Consider the following 16,726-nt stretch of genomic DNA (forward strand, 5'->3'; position numbering starts at 1 on the left):
ATACAATGTCAATAATCACAAGGGCATCGCGTGACAACGCGGTGCCCTTCGTGTATCGGGCTTGGCGGTGCGAGCCTCGAAGGAGTATCCATGTCTGCCCAGCCAATCTACAAACGTGTGCTTTTGAAAGTTTCCGGCGAAGCCCTTATGGGCAGCCAGGGTTTTGGCATTGACGTCACGGTCGCCGACCGGATCGCCGCCGATATCGCCGACGCTCGCCGCATGGGCGTGGATGTCGGCATCGTCGTTGGTGGCGGCAACATCTTTCGTGGCGTGGCAGTCGCCTCCAAGGGTGGGGACCGCGTCACCGGCGACCACATGGGCATGCTCGGGACCGTCATCAATGCGCTGGCATTGGCGACCTCGCTGCGCAAGCTTGGAGTCGACACGGTTGTTCTGTCGGCCATTTCCATGCCCGAAATCTGCGAAAGCTTCTCGCAGCGCCAGGCGCTGCACCATCTGTCGCAGGGCAGGGTCGTGATTTTTGCCGGCGGCACGGGCAACCCGTTCTTCACCACCGACAGCGCCGGCGCGCTGCGTGCGGCGGAAATCGGTGCCGAGGCCCTGTTCAAGGGAACGCAGGTGGACGGTATCTACACCGCCGATCCAAAGAAGGATCCGACGGCCACCCGCTTCGACCAGCTCACCCATGCCGAGGTCCTTGAAAAAGGGCTTGCCGTAATGGATGTGACGGCCGTGGCGCTTGCCAAGGAAAATGCGATCCCGATCATCGTGTTCTCCATCCACGAACGCGGAGGTTTTGCCGAAATCTTGACGGGCGGCGGTCTGAAGACCATCGTTGTCGACAACTGATCCCTCAGGGACGGTCCGCGCGGATCATCGCAGCGGACCTCAAACAACATATGGAGTGTAAGATGAGCGGTGCCATCGATCTCAATGACATCAAGCGTCGCATGGACGGCGCGATCACGGCCTTCAAGAGCGACATTGCCTCGCTGCGCACGGGTCGGGCCTCGGCCAATATTCTTGATCCGGTGACGGTCGAAGCCTATGGCTCGCGCGTACCTCTCAATCAGGTCGCCAACATCACCGTTCCCGAGCCGCGCATGCTCGGCGTGTCCATCTGGGACAAGTCGATGGTCAACGCCGTCGACCGCGCCATTCGCGAATCAAATCTCGGCTTGAACCCGATCATGGACGGCCAGAACCTGCGCATCCCGCTGCCCGAGCTCAACGAAGAGCGCCGCAAGTCGCTGGTCAAGGTCGCGCATGACTATACCGAAAAGAGCAAGGTTGCCGTGCGCAACGTGCGTCGTGACGGTATGGACGCCTTGAAGAAGGCGGAGAAGGACGGCGATATCGGTCAGGACGACAGCCGCGCGCAGTCTGAAAAGATCCAGAAGATGACAGATGATGCGATTTCGGAACTGGACCGCTTGCTTGCGGAGAAGGAAAAGGAAATCATGCAGGTCTAGGACCTGCACCGCCGCCTGCCTGTTGCTGCCATGAACGCCGGACTGAAAATGGTGAAACCTGATCTTCCCGTGATCCCGAAACACGTTGCCATCATCATGGACGGCAACGGTCGCTGGGCGAACCAGCGCGGCCTGCCGCGCACGGTCGGGCATAGCAAGGGTGTCGAGGCCGTTCGCGAGGCGGTCAAGGCGGCGGGCGAGGCGGGTGTCGATTATCTCACCCTGTTCGCTTTCTCGTCTGAAAACTGGAACCGGCCGGAAACCGAGGTCTCCGACCTGCTCGGCCTGATGCGCCGGTTCATCCGCCGGGATCTGGCCGAACTGCATCGGTCGAACGTGCGCATACGCATTATCGGCGACCGCAACAACCTGCAGGGCGATCTTCTGCCGATGCTGCTCGAGGCCGAAGAGACCACCAGCCGCAATACCGGGCTGACGCTCGTCATCGCTTTCAATTACGGGTCGCGCAACGAGCTTGTGCGCGCGGTCGAGCGTCTGGCGAGCGAAGTTGCGGCCGGCCTGCTGCGGCCGGAGGACATCAATGCCGCGATGATCGATCAGCGTCTGGATACCCATGGCATTCCCGATCCCGATCTGATCATCCGGACCAGCGGCGAGGAGCGGCTGTCGAATTTCCTGCTCTGGCAGGCGGCATATTCCGAATTTCTGTTCCTGCCCGATTTCTGGCCGGATTTCGACCGGCAGATGTTTTTTGACGCGCTCAAGACCTATGCCGCGCGCGACCGGCGTTTCGGCGGACTGACCGCCAAGCCGGCGGCGGTTGCCGGCTGATGGCAAGCGAACTCAAAAAACGCACCCTGTCCGCACTCGTCATGGCGGCGGTAACGCTTGCCGCGACCTGGTACGGTGGAACTCCCTTTCGACTGTTTTCAGCCGCCATGTCGTTGCTGATCTATTACGAATGGTCGAAAATGACCCGGCTGCCGGAAGTGGACCTGCGTGGAGACGCTTTCGGCTGGGTTGCGGTCGTCTGCATCGCGGCCAACCTCGCATTCGGCGATGTCAGCCTCGGTGCTCCTTTGCTCGGTGGCTTCGTCGTCACCGCGCTGCTGCTCAAGTTCCTGCGGCGCGGCAGCGGCTGGATGCCGGGCGGCGTTCTCTATGCCGGCCTTAGCGGCATTTCGCTGGCAGCGATCCGTGGCAGCGACCAGTTCGGGCTGATCGCGACGCTGTTTCTTTTCGCCGTCGTGTGGGGCACCGATATCCTTGCCTACTTTTTCGGGCGTTCCATTGGCGGCCCCAAGCTTGCGCCGCGCATTTCTCCTGGCAAGACATGGTCGGGCGCCATTGGCGGCACGATTTCGGGCGTCGTTCTGGGCAGTGCACTGATCCTGTCATTCTTCTCGCAGATGTCGATGCGGACCATCGCCCTTGCCCTTGCGCTCTCCGTTGCGAGCCAGATTGGTGACCTGTTCGAATCCTTCATCAAGCGCCGCTTCGGCGTGAAGGATTCCAGCCACCTCATTCCCGGTCACGGCGGTGTGATGGACCGGGTCGATGGCCTCGTTTTCGCCTGTTTCGCGGCGTTTCTTCTGGCTATGGCCCATGCCGCCTGGACCGGCTATGGCGAAACCTCGGTTGCCGGTTTTGTTTTCGGTCTTTAAAGACCGGTGCAGATAACAGAACACGGCGCGTAACCGTCCGTCGGGTGCCCGCAAGCAGGAATGGATGGCGTCATGGCAATTTTCGGCGTGCTTACTGGGTATATCATCCCGTTTATTCTAGTTCTGTCCGTTCTCGTCTTCGTGCATGAGATGGGACATTACCTCGTAGGGCGCTGGAGCGGCATTCGCGTGCTGGCGTTTTCAGTCGGTTTCGGTCCGGAGCTGATCGGCTACACTGACGGCCACGGCACTCGCTGGAAACTGTCTGCCATTCCGCTCGGCGGCTATGTCAAGTTTTACGGAGACGAGGATGCGGCCAGCCAGCCGGGCACCGATTCGCTCGCCGGCATGAGCCAATCGGAGCGCGAACAGACGCTGGCCGGCGCAAAGCTGTGGAAAAGAGCTGCAACCGTTGCTGCTGGTCCGATCGCCAACTTCATCCTTGCCATCGCCATCTTCGCCGTCCTCTTCTCGGTCTACGGCAAGGTCGTTGCCGATCCGGTTGTGGCCGAAGTGCGCCCGGACAGTGCCGCCCAGGTGGCAGGCGTCCAGGTCGGCGACAGGCTGGTGGCGCTGGATGGTCACGCGGTGTCGACCTTCGATGAGGTTCGCCGCTACGTCAGCATTCGTCCGCTCGTGCCGATCATCGTCTCGGTAGAACGTGACGGCGCCCAGCTTGATCTGCCGATGGTGCCCAAGCGCGAGGAAATCACCGACCAGTTTGGCAACAAGGTCGAACTGGGACTGATCGGCATCGTGACCAACGAGCAGCGCGGCAATTTCCGGGTCCAGCAGTTTTCGCCGGGCGCCGCCGTCATCGAGGGGTTCAGGGAAACCGGCAACATCATCACCGGCACTGGCCGCTATATTGGCAATATCTTTGCCGGCCGCATGAGCGCCGATCAGATCGGGGGCCCGATCCGGATTGCGGAGACGACGGGGCAGATGGCAACCCTCGGTTTTGTCGCCGTCCTGAACTTTGCCGCGGTCATTTCGGTTTCGCTTGGCTTGATGAACCTGCTTCCGGTTCCGGTGCTTGACGGTGGCCATTTGCTGCTTTACGCGCTTGAGGGCCTCAGAGGGCGTCCCTTGAATGCGCGGGTTCAGGAGATGGTCTTCAGGTTCGGCTTCGCGCTGATTCTCACGCTGATGGTGTTCGCCACATGGAATGACACCATCGGCAGGTGGATCGGTTAAGTGTTTCGAAACGGTACAGAAACCGTTTATTTACCCTGTTTGCACAAGCGCGTGGCGAATGCGCCACGGCTGCGAAGGAAGTAAATAGAAATTAACGCGATGCCTTGCTTGTAGGACAAAAGAAGGTAAAACGACACACGTGGCCGGAGTCGGGTGCCGCCCGCCGAGGGACAACGGAAAAAGGTATGAAGTGAATATGAAAGCTGGTTCAAAGTTTTTGAACGCAGTGTCGGCGTTTGCGCTGTCTGCTAGTGTTGTCGCATCGGGTGCGGGTGTCGTTGTACTTGCTTCCGCGCCGGTTGCTCAAGCCGCCACCATCCAGCGGGTGGAAGTCCGTGGCGCCCAGCGCGCCGGGGAAGAGGCCGTTCGTTCCAATATCACCATCCGCCCGGGCGTCAGCTTCTCGGAAGCCGACATCGACGAATCGGTGAAGCGGCTCTATTCCACAGGTTATTTTTCCGACGTCCGCATCAGCGTTTCTGGTCGTTCGCTGGTTGTCTCCGTCAATGAAAACCAGCTGGTCAACCAGGTCGTTTTCAACGGCAACCGCAAGATCAAGGACGACAAGCTGGCCGGCATCGTGCAGACGCAGCCGCTTGGTCCGTACAGCGACGCTCTGCTGTCTTCCGATATCGAGCGCCTCAAGCAGGCCTATTCCGCCAATGGCCGCAGCGATGTCGAGATCACCACGCAGGTCGTTCCGGTTGGTCAGGGTCGCGTCAATATCGCCTTCCAGATCAACGAAGGCGACCGCACCAAGATCGACTCCATCAATTTCGTCGGCAATCAGGCTTACGGCAACCGCCGTCTGCGCGATGTCATCGCCACGAAGGAATCCGGCCCGCTGTCGTTCCTGACCCGCAAGGACGTCTATAACGACGACAAGCGTCGTGCCGACGAAGAGGCGCTCCGTCAGTTCTACTACAACCATGGTTACGCCGATTTCCGCGTGGTGTCTTCGGATGCGGTCCTGGATGAATCCAAGAACGCCTACACGGTGAACTTCACCGTCGAAGAAGGCCAGCGCTACACATTCGGTGACGTTCGCGTCGAATCGACCGTCGAAGGCATCAATGCCGAGGACCTGCAGGGTCTGGTCGTGACCCAGGCCGGCGATACCTACAGCGCCAAGGACATTCAGAAGTCCATGGAGGCAATTTCCGAGCGCGTTGCGGCAGCGGGCTATCCGTTCGCCCGTGTGACGCCGCGCGGCGACCGCAATTTCCAGAACAACACGATCGGCGTTTCCTACCTGGTCGACCAGGGCGAGCGCGCCTATGTCGAGCGTATCGAGATCCGCGGCAACACCCGCACGCGTGACTACGTCATCCGTCGCGAGTTCGACATCAGCGAAGGCGACGCCTTCAACCAGACCATGATCACGCGCGCCAAGCGTCGTCTCGAAGCCCTGGGCTATTTCGGCAAGGTCAATATCTCGACCACGCAGGGCACGTCTGCCGACCGCGTCATCATTGTCGTTGAGGTCGAGGATCAGTCCACCGGTTCGTTCGGTATCGGCGTCGGCTATTCGCCGAGCAGCGACAGCGCGGTTCTTGAAGCTTCCATCGAGGAGAAGAACTTCCTTGGTCGCGGCCAGTACATCCGCGTCGCCGTCGGTGGCGGTCTCGATGACGCTCGCACCTACTCGCTGTCCTTCACCGAGCCTTATTTCCTCGGTTATCGCCTCGCGGCCGGTTTCGACGTGTTCCGCAGCCAGTCTTCGAACGAAGACTACTACGATTACGAAGAGCAGGGCTTTACGCTGCGCGTCACTGCGCCGATCACTGAAGATCTGGCAACGACGTTTCGTTACACCTACAAGGAAATCGGTTACGACGGTAACGGTAATTTCGACGAAAACGGCAACCTCGCGCAGCCGTTCATCGACATGATCAATCATGGCGATTACGTCCAGTCGTCGATCTCGCAGACCCTGACCTATAACACGGTCGACAGCATGACCCTTCCGCGCGAAGGTATCTATGCGACCGCAACGCATGAATATGCCGGCCTTGGCGGCGACTCGGAGTTCTACAAGATCTACGGTCGTGCCCGTTACTTCACCCTTCTGTCCGACGAAGCCGATATCATCGGCCAGGTGGCTGTCGGTGCGGGGCATGTCATCGCAACTGGTGACAACCTCAACATCTTCGACCAGTTCACCTTCGGCGGCAAGCAGGTCCGTGGTTTCGAGAACAACGGTATCGGTCCGCGCGTCGACCGCGATGCGATCGGTGGCACGACCTATTTCAACGCTTCGGCAGAAGTCAGCATCCCGGCTCCGGGACTGCCGGAAGACTTCGGTCTGCGTCTGAATGCCTTTGCCGATGCGGGCGTGCTTTACGGCAACAAGGTTGCGATCACCGGCGGTACGCTGCGTGACGACGACTCGATCCGCGCTTCGGTCGGTGCAGGCGTGACCTGGGCTTCGCCCTTCGGTGCACTGCGCGTCGATTACGCCGTGCCGGTTGCCAAGGAAGACTACGACGAAACGCAGAACTTCCGCTTCAGCATGGCGAACCAGTTCTGATCCGTTCGATCCAGAACGACCACCGAGAATGTTCTGGAGCTTTTGCTGATGGACGATAATCGATTCTTTCCGCCCCATGAGGGGGTGAGCTTGAAAGAGCTTGCCCGCCACCTTGGGGCGGAACTCCTTGACGAAACGGCAGGCGAGCGGCTGGTCCGCTCCGTCTCGCCGGTCTCGCGAGCCAAGGCTGGCGACATCTGCTATATCCTGTCGCGCAAGAACAGGGCGGAACTGGATACTTGCGAGGCGTCGGCCATCCTGTGCGATGCCGGTCTGCGTTCGGCCATTCCCGACCATATTCCCGTGCTTCTGACGCGCACGCCGCATGCCGCCTTCGCGGCTGCCGGCGCTCTTTTGCATCCCGAAGGTCTGCGACCCTGCGCCATCACCTCCGAGCCTGTCGGCATTTCGCCGGCAGCCTATGTCGATCCGACTGCGCGTCTCGAAAAGGATGTCCAGGTCGAGCCGATGGCCGTGATCGGCGCCGGCGCCGAAATCGGCTCGGGAACGCGGATCGGGGCAGGGACGGTTATCGGTGCGAACGTCACGATCGGGCGCGACTGTACCATTGCCGCCGGTTCCTCCATCGTCGCGTCTATGATCGGCAATGGCGTCATCATCCACAACGGTGCGCGGATCGGTCAGGACGGGTTCGGCTACGCGCCGGGTCCGCGCGGTTTCGCGAAGATCGTTCAGGTCGGCCGCGTCATCATTCAGGACAATGTCGAGATCGGCGCCAATACCACGATCGATCGCGGCGCCATGGACGATACCGTGATCGGCGAAGGCACCAAGATCGACAATCTGGTGCAGATCGCCCATAACGTGCGCATCGGTCGCCACTGCGGGCTTGCCTCGGGAACCGGTATTGCCGGCTCCACCACCATTGGTGATGGGGTGATGATAGGCGGGGCATCGGGTATAAACGGCCATATCACGATCGGGGATGGCGTCCAGATCGCGGCCATGAGCGGCGTGGTGGGCGACATTCCGCCGAAAGCGAAATATGGCGGTATTCCGGCCCGGCCGATGCAGGATTTTCTAAGAGATATTGCCGAAATCATGATGCGCTCCGACGAGCGCGCTAAGAAAAGAGGAGAACGGAATGGCTGAGGGGATTTCGACCCTGGGTGCGGTCGACATTCAGCAGATCATGAAGCTGCTGCCGCATCGCTATCCTTTCCTGCTGGTCGACAAGATTATCGACATCGACGGCGACAATTCCGCAATCGGCATCAAGAACGTGACGGCCAACGAGCCGCATTTCACCGGACATTTTCCGGAACAGCCGATCATGCCGGGCGTTCTTCTGGTGGAAGGCATGGCGCAGACCGCCGGCGCCATCTGCGCGCTGAAGGAAGGCGAGGGCGGCAATCTGGTCTACTTCATGACCATCGACAATGCGCGGTTCCGCAAGCCGGTCGTGCCGGGTGACCGGGTGGAATTCCACGTAGCCAAGCAGAAGCAGCGCGGCAATATCTGGAAATTCCACTGCGATGCGAAAGTTGATGGGGTCGTCGTTGCCGAAGCGGATATCGGCGCGATGATCCGCCGCAAGGGCGAGTAATGAGCACAGTAGCAGCAAGCGCACGCATTCATCCGATGGCAGTCGTCGAAGACGGTGCGATCATTGGCGAGAACGTGTCGATCGGCCCATTCTGTCGGGTCGGCCCCAAAGTGGTGCTCAAGAATGGTGTGGAACTCCTGTCCCACGCCGTGGTTACCGGGCGCACGGAAATCGGCGCCGGCACGCGCATCTTTCCGATGGCGGTGATTGGCGGTGATCCTCAGAGTGTACATCATGCGGGCGAGGAAACCACGCTGTTCATCGGCGAGAACTGCACCATGCGCGAAGGCGTGACGATGAACACCGGCACGGTGGATGGCGGCGGCACGACGGTCGTTGGCGATCGCTGCCTGTTTCTCGCCAATTCCCACGTGGCTCACGACTGCATCCTCGGCAATGACATCATCATGTCGAACAATGTGATGCTGGCCGGGCATGTGAAGGTCGGCGACCGTGCGATACTCGGCGGCGGATCGGCCGTACACCAGTTCGCCCGAATCGGCCGCCAGGCCTTTGTCGGTGGCCTCTCGGCGGTCAACTACGACGTCATTCCCTATGGCATGCTGAACGGTAACCCTGGAATTCTCGGCGGTCTCAACGTCGTTGGCATGACCCGCGCCGGTATTGAGCGAGCGGTCATCCACCGGGTACGCCGCGCCTTCAAGGATATTTTCGAAGGCGAAGGCAATATCCGCACCAATGCGGCAGCCCTGCGTGAAGAATATGCCGATTGCCCGGAAGTCACGGAAATCCTCGACTTCATCGATGCCGACAGCGACCGGGCAATTTCCTCGCCGCATCGTGGCAAGGCCTGATCCCTTGGCCGGCCACCCGGCAGATCGTTCGAAAGGCCGCTTGGCGATCATCGCCGGAAGCGGCCTTTTGCCGTTATATGTTGCTGAGGCCGCTCGGCATGCCGGTGAGGACCCGTTGGTCGTGGCGCTGAAGAACGAAGCCGACCGCGATTTCTCCGGCTTCGAATGCATCATCGCCAGTGTGGGTGACCTCGCAACAATCGAAAAAGCGGTCCGCGCGCGCGGCATCGGCCGTGTCGTCATGTCCGGCGGGGTGGCACGACGCCCGGAATGGCGCGACATTCGCCCGACCTGGCGTACATTGCGCAAGATGCCTTCGGTGGTGCGCACGCTTCTGGCTGGCGGCGACGATGCAGTGCTGCAGATGGTCATCCGGCTTTTTGAGGCGATGGGTTGCACGGTCATGGGCGTGCATCAGATTGCACCGAACCTGTTGGCGACGGTCGGTCCCCTCGGGGCGGCTTCGCCTTCGCAGGACGATCGCCGCGACATCGCAAAGGCCGGCGATGCGGCAAGGCTGCTCGGTCAACTGGATGTCGGTCAGGGTTCCGTCAGCGTCGGCGGGCGTATCGTTGCCCTTGAAGGTGTCGAGGGTACGGATGCCATGTTGCAGCGCGTCGCGGCGTTGCGAGCCGCCGGTCGCGTGTCGGCGCGTCGCAAGGGCGTGCTTGTCAAACTTTGCAAGCCACAGCAGGATATCCGCGCCGACCTTCCGACAATCGGTCCCTCGACCGTGCGCAATGCCATTGCGGCGGGACTTGCCGGCATTGCTGTCGAGGCTGGCCGGGCGCTCGTGCTTGACCGCGAGGAGATGATCGCGCTGGCCAATGCCGAGGGTATTTTTGTCTGCGGCATCGACGCCGGCCTGACGGATGGGGGGCTGCGTTGATGGAACGCGCGCTCAGGGTGGCCGTAGTTGCGGGCGAAGTGTCCGGCGATCTTCTGGGCGGTGATCTGATCGCCGCGCTAAAGACCTTGTCGGATCGTCCCGTCGAACTGGTGGGGGTCGGCGGCGATGCGCTGGAGGCACAGGGCCTGCATTCGCTGTTCGACTTCTCGGAACTGTCGATCATGGGTATCACGCAGGTCCTCGCGCGCCTGCCGAATCTGATCCGCCGCATCGGACAGACGGCCGATGCCATTGTCGCGGCAAAGCCGGATGTTCTGATCATCATCGATAGTCCGGATTTTACCCATCGGGTGGCGAAGAAGGTGAGGGCGGCTCTGCCGGACCTTCCGATCGTCGATTATGTCTGCCCCAGCGTCTGGGCCTGGAAAGAATATCGCGCCAAGGCAATGTTGCCTTATGTCGACCGGGTGCTTGCCGTCCTGCCGTTTGAACCGGCGGCGATGCAGCGGCTGGGCGGCCCGCGCACCGATTTTGTCGGCCATCGCCTGACAGCGGATGCTGATATTTTGCGGGTACGGGAATTGCGTGCGGCAAAGCCGCCGAAAAATGCCGATGATCACAGGACGATCCTGCTGTTGCCGGGATCGCGTGGCGCCGAGATCAAGGCCCTGCTTCCGATTTTCGGCGAGGTCATGCGGGAATTCGTCCGCCGCAACGGCCCGACGCGCTTCCTTCTCCCGACGGTAAAGCGGCGCGAGGCGCTCGTGCGCGAGATTGTGGCGGATATGGAGATCAAACCTGACATCCTCGTCGATCAGGCGGGTAAGTGGGCGGCATTCGCCGGAGCCGATGCGGCAATCGCCGCATCCGGCACCGTCATTCTCGAACTGGCTCTCGCAACGGTTCCGGTCGTCTCGACCTATAAGGCGGATTGGCTGATCACGATGATGTCGGAGCGCATCAAGATCTGGTCCGGCGCTTTGCCCAACCTGATAGCCGACCGCGTCGTTGTGCCGGAATATTTCAACAGGATGATCCGGGCAGGCGCGCTCTGCCGATGGGCCGAGCAGCTTTCCATCGACAGCGGCCCGCGTCGTGCCATGCTCGAAGGTTATGAACTGACCTGGAAAAACCTTGCCGTGCCCGTGCCGCCGGGAGAGGCGGCTGCCGCCATCGTACTCGATCTTCTGTCCAATAAAAAACCCGGCCATTGACCGGGTTTTTCTTTGTCTCGGTATTTTAAGCCTAACGCTTGGAAACCGGAACGTAATCGCGCTGCGCTTCGCCGGTATAGAGCTGGCGCGGGCGACCGATACGCTGCTGCGGATCTTCGATCATTTCGGCCCATTGCGCGATCCAGCCGACGGTACGGGCAAGCGCGAAGAGCACGGTGAACATCGTGGTGGGGAAGCCCATCGCCTTCAGGGTGATGCCGGAATAGAAGTCGATGTTCGGGTAGAGCTTCTTCTCGATGAAATACTCGTCCGTAAGGGCGATCTTTTCCAGTTCCATGGCGACCTGCAGGAGCGGATCGTCCTTGTGACCGAGCTCGGCCAGAACCTCATGCGTCGTCTTCTGCATGATCTTCGCGCGCGGATCGTAGTTCTTGTAGACGCGGTGACCGAAGCCCATCAGGCGGAACGGGTCGTTCTTGTCCTTGGCGCGGGCGATATATTCCGGGATCTTGTCGACGGTGCCGATTTCCTGCAGCATGTTGAGCGCCGCTTCATTGGCGCCGCCATGAGCCGGGCCCCACAGGCATGCAATGCCGGCTGCAATGCAGGCGAACGGGTTTGCACCGGAAGAGCCGGCAAGACGGACCGTCGAGGTCGAGGCGTTCTGCTCGTGGTCGGCATGGAGAATGAAGATGCGGTCCATGGCGCGGGCCAGAACCGGGTTCACCTTGTACTCTTCGCACGGCACGGCAAAGCACATGCGCAGGAAGTTCGACGCATAGTCGAGATCGTTCTGCGGATAAACGAATGGCTGGCCGATATGGTACTTGTAGGCCATGGCGGCGATCGTCGGCATCTTGGCGATCATGCGCAGCGACGCAACCATGCGCTGATGCGGATCCGTAATGTCGGTCGAGTCGTGATAGAAGGCCGACAGCGCCCCGACCGTGCCGACCATGACGGCCATCGGGTGGGCATCGCGACGGAAGCCGCTGAAGAACTTGTTCATCTGCTCGTGCACCATGGTGTGGTGCGTGACGCGATGATCGAAATCCTTCTTCTGTGCCGCGGTCGGCAGATCGCCGTAAAGCAGCAGGTAGCAAGTTTCCAGGAAGTCGCCGTGCTCGGCGAGCTGCTCGATCGGGTAGCCGCGATGCAGAAGGACGCCGTTGTCGCCGTCGATATAGGTGATCTTGGATTCGCAGGAGGCGGTGGAGGTGAAGCCGGGGTCGTAGGTGAAGGCGCCGGTGTTCTTGTACAGCGCGCCAATGTCGACAACGTCAGGGCCGATCGTGCCCTTCTTGACCGGCAGCTCTACTTTCTTATCGCCAAGAACGATGTTTGCGCTCGTATCCGTCATAAAGTCCTCCGAAATAGGCGGAAATGGCGCTGGAGAAGCGCCACAAGAATGAAGCGTCTTGATTAGCTATATGATCCGACGCCCGCTGCCAAGCGCTTGTGGACGGTATTTGTGCAACGCGAAAATCGCTGAGGCAAAGCGACTAAATATCGGTCAGCTCCGCCCGTGCAGCAGGCCTTCGGCGGCGGTCTTATTCCCAACCGAGCAGGGGTGTTTTGTTCCCGGCGACGGACGCGCGATGACGGGGACACCTGTTGACCGGAAGTCGCCCAGGGTGCAATCTGAGGTAGTGACGCCGCTCCAGATGAGCAGGATGAGCGCGAGGGGGAGGCAGGGATGGCAGAAGATGCGATGCAGCCTGCGCCTGTCGCACGGCCGGCGCCCGAACCGGCGAGCTTGGAAGATTCTCGAGCTCAGCCCCCGGCCGGGTCTGCAGGCGGCCCGGCGTCGATCACAATGCAATGGGCAAGGATGGGGCCGCATCCTGCAGCGGGCCATAACCGGTTGAGGATGGCGCCTGCGCGGGTGTTTATCCGGGTGGTAGACATCGCCTCGATCCACGCTCCCCTCGACACGCCTCGTGGCGTGCGTTCGTCGCGCACGCTGACTTCGAACCTTCTGGCATTGTGTACGCGCACGCGGATCGCTGTCCTTGCCATGTTGGTCGAGGAACAGGCGCATGGGCGCATCTTCCTGCTCCTTCCGGTCTTGATCGGCACGGGCGCCATCCTGTGGTTGACCGCGCCGACGGAGCCGCCGTTGGCGATCGTCATCGGCGCCTTCTGTTGCAGTCTCGTCATCAGCCTTGCTCTACGCAGCCAGACGTCGCTGCTGCGCTATGTTGCTCCTGCCGCGGCACTTGTGCTTTCCGGCATGTCGCTGGCGGCCTTCGAGGATTGGCGTCGCGCAACGGTGGTTCTGGATCAACCCGTGACGACTGTGGTGACCGGCGTGGTGGAAATGCGCGAGGCAAGCGTCAACGGGCGCTGGCGTTACGTGCTTGCGGTGGAAGCCACAACCACGCCGACGCTAAGGCGCCAGCCCGAACGGGTGGTAGTATTGTCGCGGCTGCCCGAGCCGGTTTTCCGGATCGGCGACCGCATCAGCGGACGCGCGCGACTGTCGCCGCCATCGGGGCCCGCTTTGCCCGGTCTCGCCGATTTTGCATTCGCCGGCTATTTCGATGGCGTCGGGGCGATCGGGTTCTTTTACGGTGCCCCGGCGCTTGTTGGCGGGAAGGTCGAACCCACATGGGCGCAAATGCTGGAGCGGACGGTATTCACTTGGCGCAGCACGATTGCAGACCGCATCCGACAGACCGTGCCGGGAGATGCCGGCGCCTTTGCGGCGGCCATCGTCACCGACGAGCGGCGTGCCATTTCGGCTGAGACCACCGAGGCGCTGCGCCTGTCGGGTCTTGCCCATATCGTTGCGATCTCGGGTCTGAACATGGCGCTGGCGGCCGGTATCTTCTTCGTTGGCCTGCGCAGTCTGTTCGGCCTCATGCCGGCGTTTGCGCAGGCGTTCCCCGTCAAGAAACTGGCAGCGGCAGCCGCGCTTGTGATGGCGACCGGCTATTATCTCATCTCCGGCTTCGGCGTGTCGGCCGAGCGCGCCTATATCATGATGGCAATCATGCTGATCGCCGTCTTTTTCGACAGGCCTGCGATCAGCATGCGCAATGTGGCGCTTTCGGCTCTCATCGTTCTCGCACTGTCGCCCTCCGAGATCCTGGGCCCCAGCTTCCAGATGTCGTTTGCGGCAACCGTTGCGCTGGTCGCCGGCTATTCCGCCTGGAGCCGAGGGCGCGCCGATGACGACGACCCGCCCTGGCGCCCGGCGGCGTTGAAACCGGTATTTGCGGTCGGCAGCCTGTTTGCCGGCGTCTTTGTGACCTCGCTGATCGGCGCCCTGTCGACCGCGATCTTCTCGATCGACCATTTCCACCGCGTCGCCACTTATGGGCTGGCCGCCAATCTGGCGGCCATGCCGTTCGTCTCCTTCGTGGTCATGCCATTCGGCCTTATCGCAATGCTGTTGATGCCGGTCGGGCTGGATGGGCCGTTCCTGCAGGTGATGGGAACGGGGCTCGACGGTGTCATCATCATTGCCAAGACGGTCGCCGGCTGGGGTGGCGATGTCTCCGTCGGCCGCCAACCCGCGGCCTTCCTTCCGGTCGCAACGCTCGGTTTCCTGGTGCTCACCCTGCCGCGCACCCGCCTGTCCGTCATCGGGCTTCCGGTGGTTGCCGCCGCATTGTTGCTGTCGTGGCAGGCCAGGCGGGAGCCGGCGCCCGACCTCCTTGTTTCCGAGGATGCCAGCCTTGTCGCCATTCTAAATGCGGGCGAAGTGGCAGCTAGCCGCACGCGCCCACCGAACTTCATTTATGCGCAATGGAAACATGCTCTTTCCTTGCCGCAGGCCACGCCCCCGACATTGCTTGATGTCTCGGAACCAGGCGCCTCGAAGGCCGTGGCCATACAATCCCGAGCCTTTGAACCCAGGCCGCAGCGACCGACCGATGTGCGAAAGGCGCCCGCACAGGAGGCGACGCCCGGTACGAAAACGACAAACGCCGTCTCCGTTGCATCCACTGCAATGTTGACAGGAGGGAACGAACCGGGACTTAGCGTGACCTTGACAGACGGAGAAGCCGGGAACCGCGAAGCGACCGGAACGGAGGGCGCTCCTGTGACGGTGGACGTGGTCGGCACAGGAGCCGAGGCAGACATCGCGTCAAAGCCCATTGTCGGCACCAAGTCCGTGATGGCGCCAAAGCCCAGCGCGGGGGCCAAGGCGGAAGTTACGCCAACGGCGACCGGAGAGGTCAAGGATCAGTTCGGGGTAAGCGCGACGCCGAAAGCGCCAGCCACGCGTCGGCCGCCACTGACACCGGAAGAAATCACCCGTGCTCGGCAGTCGATGCAAAAGGCACTCGCTACCGGAGCAAACGCCTTTACCTGCGCCGGGCGCTCATGGTGCGTAGCGCATCCGCCCAATGGTCCGACAATTGCCGTAGTGGAGGATGCGCGATTTGCCGGAGCGGCCTGCGATGTGGCGCAGGTCGTCATCGCTGCGCGTGCCCGTTACCCACGCTGCCGATCCGGCGCAATGATGATCAATGGTGAGGCGCTGAGACGCACAGGCGCGCTCGAAATTCGTTTCAACCGATCCGCCGATCCGCGCGGATGGTCCGTGGCTGCGGCCAAAGCCGGTGCGGCCCGATCATGGGACAGGCACCGCCATTATGACTGGCGACGCAACCTGTATGACGCGGGCCTGCAGGAACCGCTGCGGTCCCTCGTCGGCGCAACCGATTTCAATGATAGCGGCGAATGAGGCCGACCAGCTTTCCCTGCACCTTGACCCGTTCCTGCGGGAAAATACGCGTCTCATAGGCGGGATTGGCAGCTTCGAGTGCAATCGATGCGCCCTTGCGGCGGAACCGCTTGAGCGTCGCCTCTTCATCATCGACCAGCGCCACGACGATATCGCCCGGCGTTGCGGTATTGCCGTTGCGGATGATGACGGTGTCGCCATCCAGAATGCCGGCCTCGATCATCGAATCGCCGCGCACTTCCAGAGCATAATGCTCGCCGTTACCGAGCATTTCCGGCGGCACGGCGATTTCATGCGTCGTGTTCTGGATTGCCGAGATCGGCACACCGGCTGCGATGCGCCCCATCACCGGCACGGTGGTTGCCGACATCCGATCGTTGACGGCCGGCGGTGACGTGGCCGGCTTTACCGGTGCCACCTTGCCGAGACTGCCTTCGATGACGCTTGGTGCGAAAGGCTTGCGCGGCTGCGGCGCGCTATTATAGGCCTCCGGCAGCTTGATGACTTCCAGCGCACGGGCGCGGTTCGGCAGACGCCGGATGAAGCCGCGTTCCTCCAGCGCCGTGATCAATCGATGAATGCCCGATTTGGACGCCAGGTCCAGTGCATCCTTCATTTCGTCGAAAGACGGAGGAACGCCGGACTCCTTCATCCGTTCGTGAATAAACAGAAGCAGTTCCTGCTGTTTGCGGGTGAGCATGGCCGGGTCCTTGAATCGGAAACAAATCCAGAACAGACACTATATGTTCCATGTGTGTTCCGCAAGAGCATAAAATTGGGAGCGGCAAAGCCGTAGCTTTCTGCGCAAAGGGCGGGATGATCTATCTTGCCG

14 protein-coding genes are annotated in these 16,726 nt (G+C 61.4%); 12 read left to right on the top strand and 2 right to left on the bottom strand.

The genetic code is table 11. The features are described 5' to 3' along the window. The first annotated feature begins 90 nt into the window (after positions 1 to 90). From pyrH to lpxB, 11 genes are all read left to right on the top strand, one after another. The gene (gene pyrH, locus ACQKKX_RS09430; RefSeq protein WP_427570375.1) at positions 91 to 813 is read left to right on the top strand and encodes a UMP kinase; all 723 of its coding nucleotides are present in this window, start codon (positions 91 to 93) and stop codon (positions 811 to 813) included. 62 nt (positions 814 to 875) lie between these two features. Further along, positions 876 to 1,436, top strand: coding sequence for a ribosome recycling factor (gene frr, locus ACQKKX_RS09435; protein WP_427570377.1), 561 nt, complete (start codon positions 876 to 878; stop codon positions 1,434 to 1,436). A gap of 48 nt (positions 1,437 to 1,484) precedes the next feature. Beyond that, positions 1,485 to 2,228: an isoprenyl transferase gene (locus ACQKKX_RS09440; protein ID WP_427570379.1), complete on the top strand. Its 744-nt coding sequence runs from the start codon at positions 1,485 to 1,487 to the stop codon at positions 2,226 to 2,228. Next, positions 2,228 to 3,061: a phosphatidate cytidylyltransferase gene (locus ACQKKX_RS09445; protein ID WP_427570381.1), complete on the top strand. Its 834-nt coding sequence runs from the start codon at positions 2,228 to 2,230 to the stop codon at positions 3,059 to 3,061. Before ACQKKX_RS09440 ends, ACQKKX_RS09445 begins: the two co-directional genes overlap by 1 nt. A gap of 72 nt (positions 3,062 to 3,133) precedes the next feature. Continuing rightward, on the top strand, positions 3,134 to 4,258 hold the full coding sequence (gene rseP, locus ACQKKX_RS09450) for an RIP metalloprotease RseP (RefSeq protein ID WP_427570383.1): 1,125 nt from the start codon (positions 3,134 to 3,136) through the stop codon (positions 4,256 to 4,258). Between the two features lie 196 nt (positions 4,259 to 4,454). Beyond that, complete coding sequence (gene bamA, locus ACQKKX_RS09455; RefSeq protein ID WP_427570384.1) at positions 4,455 to 6,788, top strand: outer membrane protein assembly factor BamA; 2,334 nt, start codon at positions 4,455 to 4,457, stop codon at positions 6,786 to 6,788. A gap of 48 nt (positions 6,789 to 6,836) precedes the next feature. Continuing rightward, on the top strand, positions 6,837 to 7,901 hold the full coding sequence (gene lpxD, locus ACQKKX_RS09460; protein ID WP_427570385.1) for a UDP-3-O-(3-hydroxymyristoyl)glucosamine N-acyltransferase: 1,065 nt from the start codon (positions 6,837 to 6,839) through the stop codon (positions 7,899 to 7,901). Next, complete coding sequence (fabZ, locus tag ACQKKX_RS09465; protein WP_427570387.1) at positions 7,894 to 8,355, top strand: 3-hydroxyacyl-ACP dehydratase FabZ; 462 nt, start codon at positions 7,894 to 7,896, stop codon at positions 8,353 to 8,355. The genes lpxD and fabZ overlap by 8 nt, the downstream gene beginning before the upstream one ends. Next, entirely contained in the window at positions 8,355 to 9,170 is an 816-nt protein-coding gene (gene lpxA, locus ACQKKX_RS09470) for an acyl-ACP--UDP-N-acetylglucosamine O-acyltransferase (RefSeq protein ID WP_427570388.1), read from the top strand. Before fabZ ends, lpxA begins: the two co-directional genes overlap by 1 nt. Positions 9,171 to 9,174: 4 nt before the next feature. Then, on the top strand, positions 9,175 to 10,059 hold the full coding sequence (locus tag ACQKKX_RS09475) for an LpxI family protein (RefSeq protein WP_427570389.1): 885 nt from the start codon (positions 9,175 to 9,177) through the stop codon (positions 10,057 to 10,059). Continuing rightward, entirely contained in the window at positions 10,059 to 11,234 is a 1,176-nt protein-coding gene (gene lpxB, locus ACQKKX_RS09480) for a lipid-A-disaccharide synthase (protein ID WP_427570390.1), read from the top strand. Before ACQKKX_RS09475 ends, lpxB begins: the two co-directional genes overlap by 1 nt. A 31-nt stretch (positions 11,235 to 11,265) precedes the next feature. On the opposite strand, the gene gltA is transcribed toward lpxB, so the two are convergent. Then, positions 11,266 to 12,555 carry a citrate synthase gene (gene gltA, locus ACQKKX_RS09485; protein WP_427570392.1) on the bottom strand — a complete coding sequence of 430 codons (1,290 nt, stop codon included), beginning with the start codon at positions 12,553 to 12,555 and terminating at the stop codon, positions 11,266 to 11,268. A gap of 537 nt (positions 12,556 to 13,092) precedes the next feature. Here gltA and ACQKKX_RS09490 point away from each other — a divergent pair. Then, entirely contained in the window at positions 13,093 to 15,894 is a 2,802-nt protein-coding gene (locus ACQKKX_RS09490; RefSeq protein ID WP_427570393.1) for a ComEC/Rec2 family competence protein, read from the top strand. Here the strand turns inward: ACQKKX_RS09490 and lexA are convergent. Further along, positions 15,875 to 16,594 carry a transcriptional repressor LexA gene (gene lexA, locus ACQKKX_RS09495; RefSeq protein WP_427570394.1) on the bottom strand — a complete coding sequence of 240 codons (720 nt, stop codon included), beginning with the start codon at positions 16,592 to 16,594 and terminating at the stop codon, positions 15,875 to 15,877. The two genes, ACQKKX_RS09490 and lexA, sit on opposite strands and share 20 nt — an antisense overlap. Positions 16,595 to 16,726 lie beyond the last annotated feature (132 nt).

It is taken from the genome of Neorhizobium sp. NPDC001467, from assembly GCF_050275975.1.
Lineage (GTDB): Bacteria > Pseudomonadota > Alphaproteobacteria > Rhizobiales > Rhizobiaceae > Neorhizobium.